Consider the following 16,233-nt stretch of genomic DNA (forward strand, 5'->3'; position numbering starts at 1 on the left):
TTAATTAATAAAGAAAAAAACAGAAGTTTTTTCTTTATTTATCTAAAGTTATCAAATACTAAAGGAGCCTTTAATTCTAGGCTTTTTAGATGTCTCATAACAGCTTGTAAATCATCAATATTTTTTCCACTTACTCTTATTTCATCACCTTGATTTACAGCAGTTACTTTTAGTTTTAGTTTTTTTATCTCATTTTGAATAGTTTTTGCTTCTTCTTTTTCAATTGAATCAATAATTTTATATGTAAATTTTTTATTTCCACCACTTGCATCTTCTGTTTTTAACTCTTCAAGTGAATTTAAAGAAATTCCTCTTTTATTCATTTTTGAAAGTAAAATATCTTTAATTGCATCAATTTTACTATCACTTGCACTTACTAAAGTAAGAGTTTTTGCAGTTTGATTTAAATCTATTTCTTTTTTAATTCCTTTAAAATCATATCTATTTTCAACTTCTTTTTGAGCTTGAATTACTGCGTTTTTCATCTCTTGCATATCAAGTTTTGCAGATATATCAAAAAAATGTTCTTTTGCTTTTGCCATTTTTATCCTTTGTATTTTTTTAAAGTAATTTTAAAATTTGCACCTTTATATTCAATGTTATCAATACTTATTAAACTATTTTCAACTTCAATAGTTGCTTGTACTTTTTCTAAGATTGATTTACACATATAAAGACCTAGACCTGTGCCTTTGTCTTTTGATTTTGTAGTAAAATAAGGTTCAAATATTTTAGTAATAATTTGAGGTGAAACTCCACCAGCATAATCTTTTATTTCGATTATTATATCATTATTAACACTATGTAAAAATAAATCAATAGTTTTTATCTTACAATTTTTTTCTAAAATTATATCTCTTGCATTATTAAAAAGATTAATAAGCACTTGAATAAGCTCATTTTTATATCCCAAAGTTAGATATTTTTTATCTTCCATATTAAGATTAATAATTACATTATTAAATTTAAATATTCCTTCAATAAATGAAATTGCTAAATTAATAGCCTCTTTTACACTATAAACTTCTTTTTCTTTTTGCATAAAAAAGTTTCTAAACTCTTCCATTGTAGAGGCCATATGTTCTATTTGTTTTTTTATAGCTAAAGTATCTTCTTCTAAAATTTTATTATCAACTTGGTCTAATTTTAATCTTAACTCTATTCCAATATTTATTAAACTAATATGATTTAAAGGCTGTTTCCATTGATGAATAATTAAAGATAACATTTCACCAAATGCTGCCATTTTACTATTTTGTATTAAAAGAATATCTTTTTGTCTATTTTTTGATACTTCTTCTTTAACTTTCTCTTCTAAATGTTCATTTATAAGTTTTAGCTCTTTTGTTTTTTCTTCAACTTTTTCTTCTAATTTTTTATTTAAACTTTTTAGTTGTCTATTTACACTTATAGCCTCTTTTACTCTTCGAATAGAGTAAAAAATAAAGAAGAAACCAAATAAAATAAAAAGTAATAAAACTTCATCTAATTCATAATCTTCGTGTAGTTTTAAAAAATCTATTACTATTTCAAAAGCATCAATTATAGAAAGAACAATCCAAAGAATTATAGTTATTATAAAAATAATAACTAAATCTTTAATAGATGAAAGTTTTTTTATCAAAAATTATCCTTTATATTTTTTTAAAGTGATTTTAAAACTAGCCCCTTTATATTCAATATTTTCATATATAGTTAAACTATTTTTAACTTCAATAGTTGCATCAACTTTTTCTAAAATTGATTTACACATATAAAGTCCTAAACCTGTACCTTTATCTTCAGCTTTAGTAGTAAAATATGGTTCAAAAATTTTAGAAATTATCTCAACAGGAATTCCTCCTGCATAATCTTTAATAGTTATAATTATATTATCATCTATCTCTTGTAAAGTTAAATCAATAATTTTTACTTTACAATTTTTCTCTTTTATAATATCTCTTGCATTATTTAAAATATTTATTAAAACTTGAATAAGTTCATTTTCATATCCTAAAGTTTGTAAAGATTTATCATGGGCTTCATATTTTATAAAAACCCCTAAAGATTTAAAAATATCATTTATTAAATTAATTGTTTTATTTATTGCCTTATCAACAGGATAAACAGCTTTTTGTTTATTTTTAAAGAAATCTCTAAAATCTTCCATTGTTGTGGACATTAACTCAATTTGTTTTTTAATACCTTCATTGTCTTTTTGTAAATCTTCATTTACATTTTGATTTAGTTTTAATCTTAATTCTATTCCAGAATTAATCATACTTATAGCATTTAAAGGCTGTTTCCATTGATGAATAATCATAGAAATCATCTCTCCAATACTTGCCATTTTACTTTGTTGAACTAACTGCATATCTTTTTGTCTATTTTTTGATACTTCTTCTTTAACTTTCTCTTCTAAATGCTCATTTATAAGTTTTAGCTCTTTTGTTTTCTCTTCAACTTTTTCTTCTAAGTGTTCATTTAATTCATTTTGTTTAACTATTAGATTTTTAATTTTTGAAGCCATATTATTAAATGATTTTTCAAGTCTACCAATTTCATCATTTGAATGTACTTCTATTCTATAATCTAACTCATTATTGGCAAATTTTTGAGTACCAATTAAAAGTTTTTCTATTTTTGCAGTAATATAATTTGACATCCAAACAGCAATTGCTATTACTAAAACAACCATTATAAAAGTTACTATTGTAAGTTCATTAATAAGTGCTTTAATAAAAGATTTTATTTCAAAATCATTTTCATCAACAATTTCTTTCATATGCTCTGTTTGAACATTTAAAATCTTAGTAACATTTCTTTTTGTATTATCAGCAGCTGCATGAAATTCATCAACATTTGCACCAATTGTTACAAATCCAAAACCTCTTTTACTATTTGCATACTTCCCTGTATAATATGGGATTGCTGCGGCAGTTGTTAGTTTCCATACCTTGCTCCAATAGATTATAAAAGAACCATATCCTCCATTTTCAGTTACTTGCATCCACCCTTGACATTGAGGTGCAAAATTTAAATATCTACAATCTAATCCTACATTCCCCTCTTCTTTTATCTGCTTTATATTTGGTTTTTTCTTTAAGCTTTGTTCTTCAAATTGTGGATAATCTTTTAAAAACTCATTTATATCTTTTTTTGAATTATAAAATTTCTCTGCCACATCACTACTTAGCCAGGGCATCTGTTTTTTTCCTGTTTGTTTATCGTAACCTACAATAAAGTAATCTCTTGCATGAGAGATATTTTTTCCTTCATAATCCCACATAAAAGCATAATTCCCTACACTTGCATCTGCTATATCTTGTACTGGATTTTTTCCTGTTGGATCCACTGTATCTGTAAATTGCATTATATGTTTATGGTCCAATGCCACACTTACATATCCTACTTTCTTTTCTGCTTTATACACTGGTGTTACAAATCTTACTATCCCTTCAAACTCTTTTCCTACTGGATTCTCTTTCCCCGCATAAGCATATCTCTCTGGTTCAAACTCTATTCCTGCTTTTTTTGCACTCTCTTTTGTAAATCTCCCTATTATTTTTGTTTTTAAACTCTCCCCTATTACATCACTTACATATATCTCTTCTTTTTTTAGCTTATTTATCTCTTTATAATACTCTTCTGAGTTTACATATGTATTTGTCTTTTTTGATATATCTTTTAACTTTTTATCTATTTGTGAAATCTTATATATCTCTTGACCTTTTAAATCAAAATATGTTATCTCTTTATATATTGGTATTACTCTTCTTTTTAAATTTATTGGGTCTGTATAATTAAACTCTTTTTCATTATCTTTTAATAACGCATTTGTCTTTTCTCTTTTTAAACTTTTTATACTCTCATTTACTTTCCAGCTTGAGCTTTTTTCATCATAATAGTATTTCCCATGCTCTATTACTTCCCTTTGTTTACTATTATAAAAATCTTCTATTATTTTTTGATTTAGATTTAGTTTTGATAAAAATAAAATATCTTTATCTCTTTCATATAAAAAGTTAGCCACATTTTTTGCTATTTCATATGAAAGTCGCTCTATTGCTAACTGAGATTTCTTATCTAGATTTTTGACACTATCTTCAATTGATTCATTTGCTGTATTTAAAATAATCTCTTTACTTTGATTAAATAAAAATTTTGTACTGCTTCTTAAATATTCATCAAGTTTTAAAACACCTTCATAAGAAATATAAGCAATAAGCAATAATGGGATTACTTTAATTAAAATAAACAATAAAATAAGTTTTGTTTTGATAGTGATATTCTTCATAAGCCAAACCTTGAAAATAATTAACACATATTATACATAAAAGAAATTAAATGGGTTATCAAATCTATAAGAAAAGTGTAATTTTTTAGTTATTTTATCTGCTTTTATAATTCTATTATTTAAATTATCCGTATTTTGGTACTCTTTAATAGAGTATAAACTATTTGCTTCTATATTTTTATATAATTTTTCCTTTGTAGGATGTAGTTTTGCACATAAATTAAAAGTGTCATATATACTATTGTTTAGTATAGTCTCAATTGCACTTATCACATCATCTCTATGAACAAAATTTACTTTTTTATTTTTATCTTTTAAAATTTTATTATGGAAATACTTAATAGGAATTCTATCATATCCCATAAGTCCTGCACACCTTAAAATACTTAGATTTGATAAGTTTTTACGTAAAAACTCTTCTATTTGAAAAGCTTGTATATTTCCACAATTTTCTAAAGATAAAATAAACTCTTCATCAAAAGTTTTATTTTCATTTGGGTAAATTGAAGTGGTGCTTATTAGAATAACTTTTGAAAGTTTTGATAAATCAAAAGATAAAAGATGTTTTAAAAACTCTAAGGGAAGCTTTGAAGTTGGAATACAAATAATTAAAATTTCACACTCTAAAAAAGAAGTTAAATCTTGCTTTTTTAAACTATCTATTAAAAAAGCATTAAATCCTTCTTTATTAAAAAGTTCATATTTGTCTTTTGAAGTTGTAGAAGCATTTATTTTATAGTTTTTTATTTTAAGATGAGTAGCTAAGCTAAAGCCTAACCAACCACATCCTAAAATAGAAACCCTCATCAACTTATGCTCTTGGTTTTGGCAAAATAAGATTTAAGAAAATTCCAATAATTGCACCAAGTCCAATTCCAGAGAAACCTACTCCACCAAAATTAAAAGTCATTCCTCCAATAGAAAATACCAAAATCATTGAAACAATAATCATATTTCTAGGACAAGATAAATCACTTTTTTCTTTTACTAAAGTTGAAATACCAATAGAAGCAATAATACCAAATAATAACAACATTATTCCTCCCATAACAGGTACAGGAATAGTTGCAAGTAACCCACCTAATTTTCCAATAAAAGCTAAAGCAATTGCACTAATTGCAGTCCAAGTCATAATTGCAGGATTATAAGCTTTTGTAACTGTAACTGCACCTGTTACTTCTGAATATGTAGTATTTGGTGGTCCACCAAAAAGTGAAGCAATTGAAGTTGCAAGGCCATCTCCAAGTAAAGTATTTTTTAAGCCTGGTTTTTTTAAATAATTCTCTTTTGTTACATTTGAAATAGCTAACATATCTCCAATATGTTCAATCGCAGGAGCAATAGCAATAGGTAAAATAAAAATAATTGCTTGCCAATTAAATTGGGGAGCTACAAAGTTTGGCATTGCAAACCAAGGTGCATCAAAAACTGGTTTAAAATCAATTATTCCATAATATAAAGCTATAAGATACCCAATTATAATTCCACCTAAAATAGGAACTAATTTAAATATACCTTTTCCTAATAATGAAATAAAAACTGTTGTTAATAAAGCAACCATTGAAATTATCATTGCTTGTTCCATTGGTACTAATTGTATAGCTCCGTCACCTGTTTTTCCCATAGCCATATTAACAGCAACAGGAGATAAAATAAGACCAATAGAGATAATTACAGGTCCAACAACAACAGGAGGAAGAAGTTTATGTAAAAAGTTATCCCCTTTTAATCTTATTAAGAAACTTAAAACTATATACAATAAACCAGCTGCAACAAGTCCAGACATAGTTGCGGCAATTCCCCATGTTTTAACTCCATGAGAAATAGGAGCAATAAAAGCAAAAGAAGATGCTAAAAAAATAGGAGGAATATTACCTCTATTTACAAATTGGAAAACTAATGTTCCAATTCCCGCCGTAAATAAGGCAACATTTGGGTCAAGTCCTGTTAAAATTGGAACTAAAACCAAAGCTCCAAAAGCAACAAATAAAAATTGGACACCTAAAATTGAATCTTTGAGTCGAAAGTTGTAATCTGTGGGTTTCATATATCCTCTTGTGTATAAAATGAAAAAAATAATAACAAAGTTTCAATTAATAACGAGTAAATTATATAAGGCTTTTTTAGATACAATTGCAAGTTTGAATAAAAAATTTAGGATATCTTATGTACAAAGAAAGCACTAATGTAGTGGTAAAACATCTAGTAAATAGACTAAGAGATGTAAGAACTGCTTCAAATGAATTTAGATTAACAATTGAAGAAATTTCAAGAATGATTGCTTCTGAAGCCTTAGAAAATTTCCCAACAATTACTACAAATATAAATACTTGGCAAGGACCTCTTGATGTGGAGATGCTTGAAGTTCAAAAAATAGTATTAGTTCCTATTTTAAGAGCTGGAGAGCCTATGCTAACAGGAATTTTAAAAACTTTACCATATGCAAAAAGTGGATTTTTAGCAATGAAAAGAGATGAAAAAACTTCTTTAAGTAAGTTATTTTATGAAAATATTCCAAATTTAGAAGATAAGACTGTTTTATTGCTTGACCCGATGGTTGCAACAGGTGGTTCTTTAATTGATGCAATTACATACTTAAAAGAAAAAGGTGCTAAAAAAATCCTAAGTTTAAATGTATTAGGTTCACCTTATGGAGTACAAAAAGTACAAGAAGCTCATCCTGATGTTGATATTTATATTGCACAAATTGATGAAAGATTAGATGAAAATAATTATATAAGACCAGGTCTTGGAGATGCTGGAGATAGAGCATTTAATACAAGTCATTAAATAATAAGGATTACTCCTTATTATTTTTAAGCTCTTTTATCTCTTCTTTTAAAGATTTTATCTCTTCAAGTAAAATATCAAGCTTTTTACTATCTGCGTGTATCTCTTCTTTCATATCAGCTTCATTTAGTTTTTGCATTTCTCCAATAATAACTGCCACAAATAAATTAAAAAATACAAATGCTGCAATAATAACAAATGAGACAAAATATGCCCAAGCCCAAGGGTAAACCTCCATTGCTTCATACATAACATCTGTCCAATCTTCAAAAGTTAAAACCCTAAATAAAGTTAGCATTGAAACTAAGAAGTCTGTCCATAATCCAGATGGTAATTTTGCAAAGAAAAAGTTTCCAATAATTGCATAAATATAAAAAATAATAAACATTAAAATTACAATATCAATAATTGAAGGTATTGCTTTTATTAGCATATCAATTATTGCTTTTAATTCAGGTCTTGCTGTAAATAATCTTAGAACTCTAAAAATTCTAAGTAACCTTGCAACAGCTGCATAACCAGAAGACTCTAAAGGAAGTAATGTAATTACAACAATAGTAAAATCAAAAAGATTCCACCCATTTTTAAAGAAATTAATAAATTTCTTTTCTGCAACCATTTTAATAGCAATTTCAAAAATAAAATAGATAGTTACAAAACTATCAGCAAATTGTAAAAATAAAGAGTAATGTGTCTCCACATCACCAATAGTTTTAAATCCTAAAACAGAAGCATAGGCAATAATAATAAGAGTTGTTAAATTTGAAAACCATCTAGCATCTCTTATTTGTTCAATCTTTTCAATCAATCAATTCTCCTTAATCTTTATAAATTGCATAAGCTACCATTAGCCATGCGATAATCATTAATGTTCCACCAATAGGCGTGATTGCACCTAAAATTGGCATATTTAGTATTACTAAAAGATATAGTGAAAAACTAAAAATAATAGTTCCCATTAAAATAAGCCAAGAAGCTATTACTAGTTTTTTAGAAGTTGGCTTTAAAAACATCATAAAAGAAGTTGCAAAAAGCCCAAGAGTATTATAAAAATGATATTCTACTCCTGTATTATATGTAGTAAGCATTGAAGGCTCAACTATATTTTTAAGCCCATGTGCGCCAAAAGCACCAATAGCAACAGCTAAAGCCATCATAAAAGAGGCAATGCTTAAGAAAAGTTTTGTATTATGATTTATATTCATTTATACTTCCTAATTTTTTGCGGAAGTATATCAAAAGTTGGTTAATAAAAATTTAATAAAAATTTAGTCTTTTTTCTCTTTTTTATTAGAAAATCCAGCACCTTTTTTCTCTTTTTTTTGTAAATCCAATTGTTCAATTAATGCTTTATAATCAATTCCTTCTTGATTCATTTTAGCAAAACAAGCTGCAACAGTTGCAATTGCATTTGGTACTTCTTTTTTCTTTTTATATGCTTGGATATTTTTTTCACTTACTTTTATTAAAGCAGTAAACTTTGGAATGGTAAGTTCTGCATCAAGCAGTAGTTTTTTAAACTCAATAAATGTCATTAATTCTTCCCTAAATAGTTAATAAGGTATTATACAAGTAAATTATTTAAAACAAATAAAATTTTTGAAAATTTATATATATAAAGGTTATAAAATATAGATATAAATAAATAGACCAAATTGGTCTATTTATTTACTTTACATCAACTTCCCAGAAAAAGTCAATCCACTCTTTTGCTTCTCTAACTGTATAATCTGGTTGTAATACAGCTGTAGTTTTATAAAAAATTGTAGCTAATTTAAATTCAACAGTTGGAAATTTTTCTCTTAAAACTTTTAAAATTTCTCTCATTGTTTCACCTGAATCAACAATATCATCAATAACTAAAACTCTTTTTGCATGAGATACATCAGGAATATTAAAAATATTAAATGTATCAAGTTTTAATTCACCTTCATAATGAATAGAATTTAAAGAATATAAATTTCTCATATTTAAAGCTTGTGCCATTAAGTGAGATAATGTTAAACCACCTCTTGCAACTGCAAGTAAAATATCTGGTTCATAATCTCTACAACTATCAACTAGTTTTTGAGTATCTTTTTTAAACTCTTCATAACTATAATAAAACTTTTCCAATTTTTTAACCTTGTAAAATAAATACTAATAAACTAATTAGTGTAATTGTAAGAATTCCTATATTTAAATCACTAAATTCTCTTTTTGTTAATTTAATAATTGTATACACTAAAAATCCTGCTGCAATTCCATTTGTAATAGAGAATGTTAAAGGCATTAGAATAACAATAAAAAACGCCCCTGCACTTGTTGCTAAATCAACTTTTTCAAAGTTAATTTTACCAAGTTCTGTAAACATTAAAACCCCAACAACTACTAAAACAGGATAAATTGCATTTGAAGGAATTGCTTTAAATAAAGGTAACATAAATAAAGTACAAACAAAGAACATTGCAGTAAATACAGCAGTTAAACCTGTTCTTCCACCCTCTTCAACACCACTTGCACTTTCAATAAAGGCAGTTGTAGTTGAAACACCAAGTAAACTTCCTGCTGATGTAGCAATTGCATCTGCTTCAAGTGTTTTTTGTAAAGATTTATCCTCTTTAGTTCCATTTTGGAACATATCTGCTCTTGCACCTATACCTGTTAATGTTCCTAAAGTATCAAACATATCTGTAATTAAAAATGTAATAATAACAGGAAGTAAAGATAAAGATAAAGCACTTATAATATCTAGTTTGAAAGCAATTGGAGCGATTGAAGCTGGTGCAGATAAGTAGTTAGTTGGAAAAGGACTTATACCAGACATCCAAGCAACGAAAGAAGTAATAGCAATAGAAAATACAAAAGCACCTTTCAATCTATAAGCATAAAATACAAAAGATAAAACTAAACCTAATACCCCTAATAATACAGTAGGTTGAGAGAAATCACCAAGTTTTACAAAAGTTGCATCACTTGCTGCTATCATTCCCATTTGTTTTAAACCAATAAAGGCAATAAAAGTACCAATACCTGCTGATATTGCTCTTCTTAAATTCATAGGAATTGAAGTCATAATCCAAACTCTAAAGTTTGTAAAAGACAAAATAACAAAAAGTAATCCAGAAAGAAAAACTATACCTAATGCAGTTTCCCAAGGTATCTTCATACCTAAAACTAACCCATAAGAAAAATATGCATTTAACCCCATACCAACACTCATTGCAATTGGAGTGTTTGCCCAAAGACCAGAAAAAAGTGTAGCTAAAATTGTGATAAGAGCAGTAGCAGTAACAACTGCATCCATAGGTAATCCTGCGTCAGCTAAGATAAAACCATTTACAGGAACTATATACATCATTGTCAAAAAAGTAGTAAATCCAGCAGTAAACTCTGTTTTGACATTTGTGTTATGCTCTTTTAATTTGAAGAGGTTCATAACCAATATCCTTAAAAAATGAAATAAAGGCGAAATTATACTATAATTTTTGTAAATAATTTATAAATTAAAGAAGTTATTAAGCCAGTAATAAACGAAAAAATAGTAAAAAGCCCTTTAATAGAACTTTAGAAAGAAATAAAAAATAATGAATATAACAAACACATGTGTAACTTGTATTATAGGTCAAATTGAAAAAGCAACAAAACTTTTAAATTTAAATGAAACATTAGCTACTGAAATTATGAAAGAGGTAAAGCAAAAAGCTTTAAATTTTGATTTTTCTAAAACTCCACCTTATGTGGCAAAGGAAGTTTATGAATTATTAGCACAAAAAACAAATCTAAAAGATCCACTTGAAGATTTAAAACAAGCTTCAATTAAAAATGCTTTAAACTATCAAGAGATTATAAACAAAGAGATAAAAAGTTCACAAGATAAACTTTTTACAGCAATAAAAGGTGCAGTTGCAGGAAATGTAATTGATTTTGCAGTAACAAGAGAGTTTAGTTTAGAAGAAGAAATAAATTCTATTTTTCATACAGATTTTTCAATAAATGATTATAATATTTTCAAAGAAAAACTTCAAAGCTCTAATAGTTTATTGATTTTATCAGATAATGCAGGAGAAAATGTATTTGATAAAATTTTAATAAAAACTATAAAAGAGTTATATCCCCAAATACAAATAACTTATGCCACAAGGGGAAAAGCAATAATCAATGATATTACAATAAAAGAGGCTTTACAAATTGGTATTGATAAATATTGTAGCGTAATTAGTTCAGGAGTTGATACTCCAGGACTTGAAAAATCACAAGCTTCTAAAGAATTTATGCAAATTTTTAATAAAGCACCTTTAATTTTATCAAAAGGCATGGGTAATTTTGAGTGTTTAGAAAGCTATAATGATAATAGAATTTTCTTTTTATATAAAGTAAAATGTGAAGTTGTAGCAGATAAAATTGGTCAAACAGTAGGAGAAATTATTTTAAAAAGAGGCTAAACTAACTACTTAGTTAGTTTAGCCAAGATTTTTATTCCCTCTTTTGTTTTTTCAAAATCACAATTTGTGAAGTTGAATCTTGCTTCATTACTTTTCTTTTCATCAAAATAGAAAACTTCAGCAGGAACAAAAGCAACATTTTGTTCTAATGCTTTTTTTGCTAAAGCCATACTATCTTCTATATTGTTGAACTTTCCATAAATGAACATTCCACCTTTAGGTCTTTTAAATTGGAAATTTGGAAGGTATTTTTCCATACAATCAGCCATATAATTCATTCTTTTTTTATAATTTTTTGCATTTTTATTTATATGCTTAAATATGTTGTTCTCTTCAAGATAAGCATCTAAAAGCATTTGATTAAATGTTGATGTATGTAAGTCTAGTGACTCTTTTACGGCTAAAATATTACCAATTAACTCTTTATTGGCTCTTATCCAACCAACTCTAAGTCCTGGTGCAACAATTTTAGAAAAAGTACCTAAATGATAAGATTTTTCACTATAAAATTTACAGATTGGCTTTTTAATTTTACCTTGAAAGTTTAACAGACTATAAGCTGCATCTTCTATCAAAAAGGCATCTTTTTTTTCTAAAATATTAGCAATTTTTTCTCTTTGCTTTTTTGTATATGTGTATGTTGAAGGGTTTTGGTAATCACTAACACAATAAAAAATCTCATCTTTATTAATAATATTCTCTAATTGTTCTATTGTTTTAAAATCTTTAATATCTTTTTTTAATATTTTAAAAGCAGATAAAGCTCCAATATATGAAGGACTTTCCACTACTAAATTATTTGCATGTAGACTTTTAAGAATAATATCAAAAGCTTGCTGACTTCCTGTTGTAATTAAGATTTCCTCTTTAGTTGTAGGCAAAGCATAGATGTTTGTATAAAAGTTGGCTATCTTTTCTCTTAAACTATCTAAACCTTGTGATTTACTATATTGCAAAGAGTTTTTTTGTTTAAATACCTTCTTAGATGCTTTTTTTAATTGTTTTAATGGAAATAAATCTTCATTTGGTAATCCCCCAGCAAATGAGATTGTATTTTCATTTATAGCATCCAAAATCTCTCTAATATAAGACCTTTTCATTTTTTTCCCTCGATTTTTATTACAAAGCAGATTATATACAAATAAAAAAGATTATTCTTTATCTTAAATTGCAAAATATTTGTCCTATATTGCTTTTTTGGGTATAATTCTTTTATGAAAAAAGATACAAAACAACAAAGAGCAAATATAGTTAATAAAACTTTATTTTATATATATAAAAATATTGATACAAATATTTCTTTAGAAGAATTAGCTAAATTAAATAGTGTATCAAAATACCATTTTCATAGGATTTTTAAAGAAGAAACCAAACAAAATCTTTTTGATTTTATTACTTCAATTAGATTACAAAAAGCTGCAAATTTACTTATAACTAATCAATATTCAACTATTAGTGAAATTGCAAATATGTGTGGGTATTCTTCTCACTCCTCTTTTATAAAAGCTTTTAAACAAAAATTTTCATATACCCCTACTGCATGGAGAAAATCTGGTCATAAGGAGTATTCTAAAAATCTTATAGGTGAACATAGAAGATTTGATAAAATAGATATAAAAATTGAAGTTTCAAAGGAGAGATTTTGCGCATATATTAGGCATAAAGGCTATGATAAATCAATTAGTAAAACTTGGCAAAAACTAAAAGCTTTAGCATATGAATATAATTTAAAAGAGTATAAAGAAATAGCTTTACACCATGATAATCCTACAATTACACCTTTAAATGAGTGCAATTATGTAGCAGCAATTGAAGTTCCTAAAGATTTTAAATCTAATATTTCCACTTTAGAAATACCCAAAACTTTATGTGCTGTATTTAAATTAAAAGGGGTTTATGGAGATGTTTTAGCCTTTTTAAGATATGTGTATCACTATTGGCTTCCAAGTTCTGGATATGAAGCTACAACTTTACCTTCATATGTTATTTATCATAAAAATCATTTTTTAAATGAAGATAATCAATTTGATTTAACTTTTTATCTTCCTGTAAAAGTTATATACTAATCTTTATATTGTTGTTGTATTTTTAAAAATTCATCTAAATTATCAAAAAATATATCTACAAGTTCTGGGTCAAATTGTTTTGCTTTTTCTTCTTTTATAAACTCTAAAATTTTATCAATTTCCCACGCTTGTTTATAGCATCTTTTACTTGCTAACGCATCAAAAACATCACAAAGGGAAGTAATTCTTCCAAAAATATGTATTTGATTTTCTTTTAGTCCCCTTGGGTACCCCATTCCATCCCATCTTTCATGGTGTTCATAGGCAATAGATGCAGCTGCTTTTAAAATCTGTCTATTAGAATTTTTAAGCATTTCATAGCCAAGATTTGTATGCTCTTTCATTTTTTCAAACTCTTTAGGAGTTAATTTTCCGGGCTTTTTTAAAATACTATCTTCTATGGCAATTTTTCCTATATCATGCACAGGAGAAGCAAGTTTTAATAATTCGCACTCTTTTCTTGGTAAACCATAAAGCTTAGCCATCAAAAAAGAGTATTCAGCAACTCTTTTAACATGATTTCCTGTTTCATCAGAACGACCTTCACAAATAGTACCCATAGTATAAAGAACTTCTTTTTGAGTATCTATTATCTCTTTATTTAAATAAATTATCTCACTCACATCATGTTTTATACTAATATATTCAATTATTTCATTGTTAATATCCACTATTGGAATAATAGTAGTATCCATATAGTAATTTTTACCAGCTTTATTTCTATTTTTTAAAATACCTCTCCAAATATTTTTATTTTTAAGTTCACTCCACATTTTTTTATATACAACGGAAGAGACTTCTTCATCTCGCACACATTTAAAAGTGCTTCCTAATAGTTCTTCTTTACTAAACCCAGAAACTTGGCAAAACTTATCATTTACATAAGTTATTACTCCTTTTGTATCTGTTCTTGAAAAAGAAGTGCTAACATCAATTGCTTTTTCAAACTCTTTTATTAAATGAACTTTTTCATCTAAGCCTTTTGAAGTAGTATCTAATTTATCTTTTAATAGCTCTTTATAACTCTCTATTTCAGTTATATCATGTCTAATTCCTAAATATTCAATAACTTCATTATTTTGATTTAAAACAGGAATTATAGTTGCATCAACAATATATACACTTCCATCTTTTGCTTTATTTTTAACTATACCTTTCCAAACTTCTTTTTTATCTTTTATAGTTGTCCACATCTCTTTAAAGATTTCTTTTGGCATCTCTTCATGTCTTAAAATATTATGTTGTTTACCTAGAAGTTCAGGAAGTGTATATTGTGAGATTTTACAAAATTGTTCATTTGCATAGATAATTCTTCCCTTTTTATCAGCTTTAGAAAGAATTGTAGAATTATCAACTGCTATTTTATAGTGTTGTAAAATAGAATTTACAAATTTTATTTCATACTTATTTGAAATTCTTTTTATACATGAATCAAAAATTTCTTTAAACTCTTTTTTATTTATCGGATATTGAATATAGTATCTAATTCTTAATTTTATAGCCTTAACTAAATCCTTTTTTTTATCAAGCTTTGACACTAAGACAAAGATTTGGTCTTCATTGATTTTTCTCATTTTTTCAACCATCTTAGGGCCATCGTCATCAGACATTAAAAAGTTAGTTAAAACTATATCAAAATGGCTTTTTTTATATAATTTATATGCTTCTTTTTTTGATTTGGACACAATTATATTATCTAATTGATATTGCTCTTTTAAAAGCTTAGAAATTGAGGTTATACAAGTGTCATCATTGCATACAAAAAGTATAGATAATTTATTATTTAAATTATTTTTCATTGAAAGTGCCATTTTATAGTTAAGTTTAGATTATTTTATTTAATTCATAAAATAATAATTATATATACTTAAACTTAATTTTTTTTTAAAACTCCGTTTCAAAAATATATGAAGCTATCTCTTCTAAAGTTTTTTTATCATAAGAAAGGTTAGGCATTAAACCATATTTTTTCACTTGGTCAAGCATTAATGAGCCTTGTTCATTAGGGTTATATACCCACTGGCTCATATATTTAATAAACTCTTGTTTATCAAAAAAAGCCTCTTTATACCTTTTTCTTATTAGATTAATAGAAGGTGCAGAGATGCTTTCTCCTATTTTATGGCAAGTTTCACAATTACCACTAAAGAGTAAAGAGGGATATGAAGATGCAAAAAGGTTGTAACTTAATAAAATAATAATTAAAAATTGTTTCATAAACTAATTATATCAAAATCTAAAAATTTACTTTTTGATTAAAATCAAACTTATTTAACTTTAAGTTTTCTTTTCATATGATTACATATTCATATGTACATACTTAAAAGGATACAAATGGCAGAAAATTGTTGTGACCACTCAAAAGAAGTAGAAAAACTAAAACCTACATTGATTTGTGAGGAAACGTTATATGATGTTGCAGAACTTTTTAAAGCTTTTGCAGATACAACAAGAATAAAGATAATTGCTGTATTAAAAGAAGATGAGTTATGTGTAGGAGCAATTAGTGAATTAATAAATGTAAGTCAATCTGCTGTTTCTCATCAACTAAGAGTATTAAAAAACTCAAAAATTGTAAAACATAAAAGAGTAGGCAAACAAATATTTTATTGCCTTGATGATGAACATATTAAAAAAATATATGATATGGGATTAGAGCATATAATAAAAGGATAAT

The 16,233-nt window shown here is 26.3% G+C and carries 17 protein-coding genes; 4 read left to right on the forward strand and 13 right to left on the reverse strand.

The genetic code is table 11. The features are described from left to right. Positions 1 to 38: 38 nt before the first annotated feature. The 5 genes from AMYT_RS09520 to AMYT_RS09540 are packed head-to-tail and all read right to left on the reverse strand — an operon-like array spanning position 39 to position 6,323. On the reverse strand, positions 39 to 542 hold the full coding sequence (locus tag AMYT_RS09520) for a YajQ family cyclic di-GMP-binding protein (protein WP_114842318.1): 504 nt from the start codon (positions 540 to 542) through the stop codon (positions 39 to 41). Positions 543 to 544: 2 nt separating this feature from the next. Beyond that, positions 545 to 1,624 carry a sensor histidine kinase gene (locus tag AMYT_RS09525; RefSeq protein WP_114842319.1) on the reverse strand — a complete coding sequence of 360 codons (1,080 nt, stop codon included), beginning with the start codon at positions 1,622 to 1,624 and terminating at the stop codon, positions 545 to 547. 3 nt (positions 1,625 to 1,627) lie between these two features. After that, entirely contained in the window at positions 1,628 to 4,276 is a 2,649-nt protein-coding gene (locus AMYT_RS09530) for a sensor histidine kinase (protein ID WP_114842320.1), read from the reverse strand. A gap of 30 nt (positions 4,277 to 4,306) precedes the next feature. Next, the gene (locus tag AMYT_RS09535; RefSeq protein ID WP_114842321.1) at positions 4,307 to 5,086 is read right to left on the reverse strand and encodes a Rossmann-fold NAD(P)-binding domain-containing protein; all 780 of its coding nucleotides are present in this window, start codon (positions 5,084 to 5,086) and stop codon (positions 4,307 to 4,309) included. 1 nt (position 5,087) lies between these two features. Continuing rightward, the gene (locus AMYT_RS09540) at positions 5,088 to 6,323 is read right to left on the reverse strand and encodes a uracil-xanthine permease family protein (protein ID WP_114842322.1); all 1,236 of its coding nucleotides are present in this window, start codon (positions 6,321 to 6,323) and stop codon (positions 5,088 to 5,090) included. Between the two features lie 119 nt (positions 6,324 to 6,442). Here AMYT_RS09540 and upp point away from each other — a divergent pair, with 119 nt between their 5' ends. Continuing rightward, positions 6,443 to 7,066, forward strand: coding sequence for a uracil phosphoribosyltransferase (upp, locus tag AMYT_RS09545; RefSeq protein WP_114842323.1), 624 nt, complete (start codon positions 6,443 to 6,445; stop codon positions 7,064 to 7,066). Positions 7,067 to 7,076: 10 nt separating this feature from the next. On the opposite strand, the gene AMYT_RS09550 is transcribed toward upp, so the two are convergent. The 5 genes from AMYT_RS09550 to AMYT_RS09570 all read right to left on the reverse strand — a co-directional run bounded on the left by AMYT_RS09550 (position 7,077) and on the right by AMYT_RS09570 (position 10,484). Then, on the reverse strand, positions 7,077 to 7,874 hold the full coding sequence (locus AMYT_RS09550) for an ion transporter (protein ID WP_114842324.1): 798 nt from the start codon (positions 7,872 to 7,874) through the stop codon (positions 7,077 to 7,079). Between the two features lie 10 nt (positions 7,875 to 7,884). Then, entirely contained in the window at positions 7,885 to 8,271 is a 387-nt protein-coding gene (locus tag AMYT_RS09555; protein WP_114842325.1) for a DUF423 domain-containing protein, read from the reverse strand. A gap of 63 nt (positions 8,272 to 8,334) precedes the next feature. Then, a complete protein-coding gene (locus tag AMYT_RS09560; protein WP_114842326.1) occupies positions 8,335 to 8,601 on the reverse strand; it encodes a hypothetical protein in 267 nt (88 codons plus the stop codon). Between the two features lie 133 nt (positions 8,602 to 8,734). After that, the gene (locus AMYT_RS09565) at positions 8,735 to 9,181 is read right to left on the reverse strand and encodes a phosphoribosyltransferase (protein WP_114842327.1); all 447 of its coding nucleotides are present in this window, start codon (positions 9,179 to 9,181) and stop codon (positions 8,735 to 8,737) included. A gap of 4 nt (positions 9,182 to 9,185) precedes the next feature. Next, on the reverse strand, positions 9,186 to 10,484 hold the full coding sequence (locus tag AMYT_RS09570; RefSeq protein ID WP_114842328.1) for an NCS2 family permease: 1,299 nt from the start codon (positions 10,482 to 10,484) through the stop codon (positions 9,186 to 9,188). Positions 10,485 to 10,632: 148 nt separating this feature from the next. Between AMYT_RS09570 and AMYT_RS09575 the strand changes: the two genes are divergently transcribed. Beyond that, positions 10,633 to 11,490 (forward strand): damage-control phosphatase ARMT1 family protein, encoded by an 858-nt coding sequence (locus AMYT_RS09575; protein WP_114842329.1) that lies wholly within the window; start codon positions 10,633 to 10,635, stop codon positions 11,488 to 11,490. Between the two features lie 5 nt (positions 11,491 to 11,495). Here the strand turns inward: AMYT_RS09575 and AMYT_RS09580 are convergent, their stop codons facing one another. Next, positions 11,496 to 12,590: an aminotransferase-like domain-containing protein gene (locus tag AMYT_RS09580; protein ID WP_114842330.1), complete on the reverse strand. Its 1,095-nt coding sequence runs from the start codon at positions 12,588 to 12,590 to the stop codon at positions 11,496 to 11,498. Between the two features lie 114 nt (positions 12,591 to 12,704). Between AMYT_RS09580 and AMYT_RS09585 the strand changes: the two genes are divergently transcribed. Then, complete coding sequence (locus AMYT_RS09585; RefSeq protein ID WP_114842331.1) at positions 12,705 to 13,556, forward strand: AraC family transcriptional regulator; 852 nt, start codon at positions 12,705 to 12,707, stop codon at positions 13,554 to 13,556. Here the strand turns inward: AMYT_RS09585 and AMYT_RS09590 are convergent. Both AMYT_RS09590 and AMYT_RS09595 read right to left on the reverse strand, forming a co-directional pair. Continuing rightward, positions 13,553 to 15,355 (reverse strand): HD domain-containing phosphohydrolase, encoded by a 1,803-nt coding sequence (locus AMYT_RS09590; RefSeq protein ID WP_162919500.1) that lies wholly within the window; start codon positions 15,353 to 15,355, stop codon positions 13,553 to 13,555. The genes AMYT_RS09585 and AMYT_RS09590 overlap by 4 nt on opposite strands. Positions 15,356 to 15,440: 85 nt before the next feature. Continuing rightward, positions 15,441 to 15,773 (reverse strand): cytochrome C, encoded by a 333-nt coding sequence (locus tag AMYT_RS09595; RefSeq protein ID WP_191287663.1) that lies wholly within the window; start codon positions 15,771 to 15,773, stop codon positions 15,441 to 15,443. A 117-nt stretch (positions 15,774 to 15,890) separates the two neighbouring features. Here AMYT_RS09595 and AMYT_RS09600 point away from each other — a divergent pair, with 117 nt between their 5' ends. Further along, positions 15,891 to 16,232, forward strand: a complete 342-nt coding sequence (locus tag AMYT_RS09600) for an ArsR/SmtB family transcription factor (protein ID WP_114842333.1) — start codon at positions 15,891 to 15,893, stop codon at positions 16,230 to 16,232. The last annotated feature ends 1 nt before the right edge of the window (position 16,233 follow it).

It is taken from the genome of Malaciobacter mytili LMG 24559 (genome assembly GCF_003346775.1).
Taxonomy (GTDB): Bacteria; Campylobacterota; Campylobacteria; order Campylobacterales; family Arcobacteraceae; genus Malaciobacter; species Malaciobacter mytili.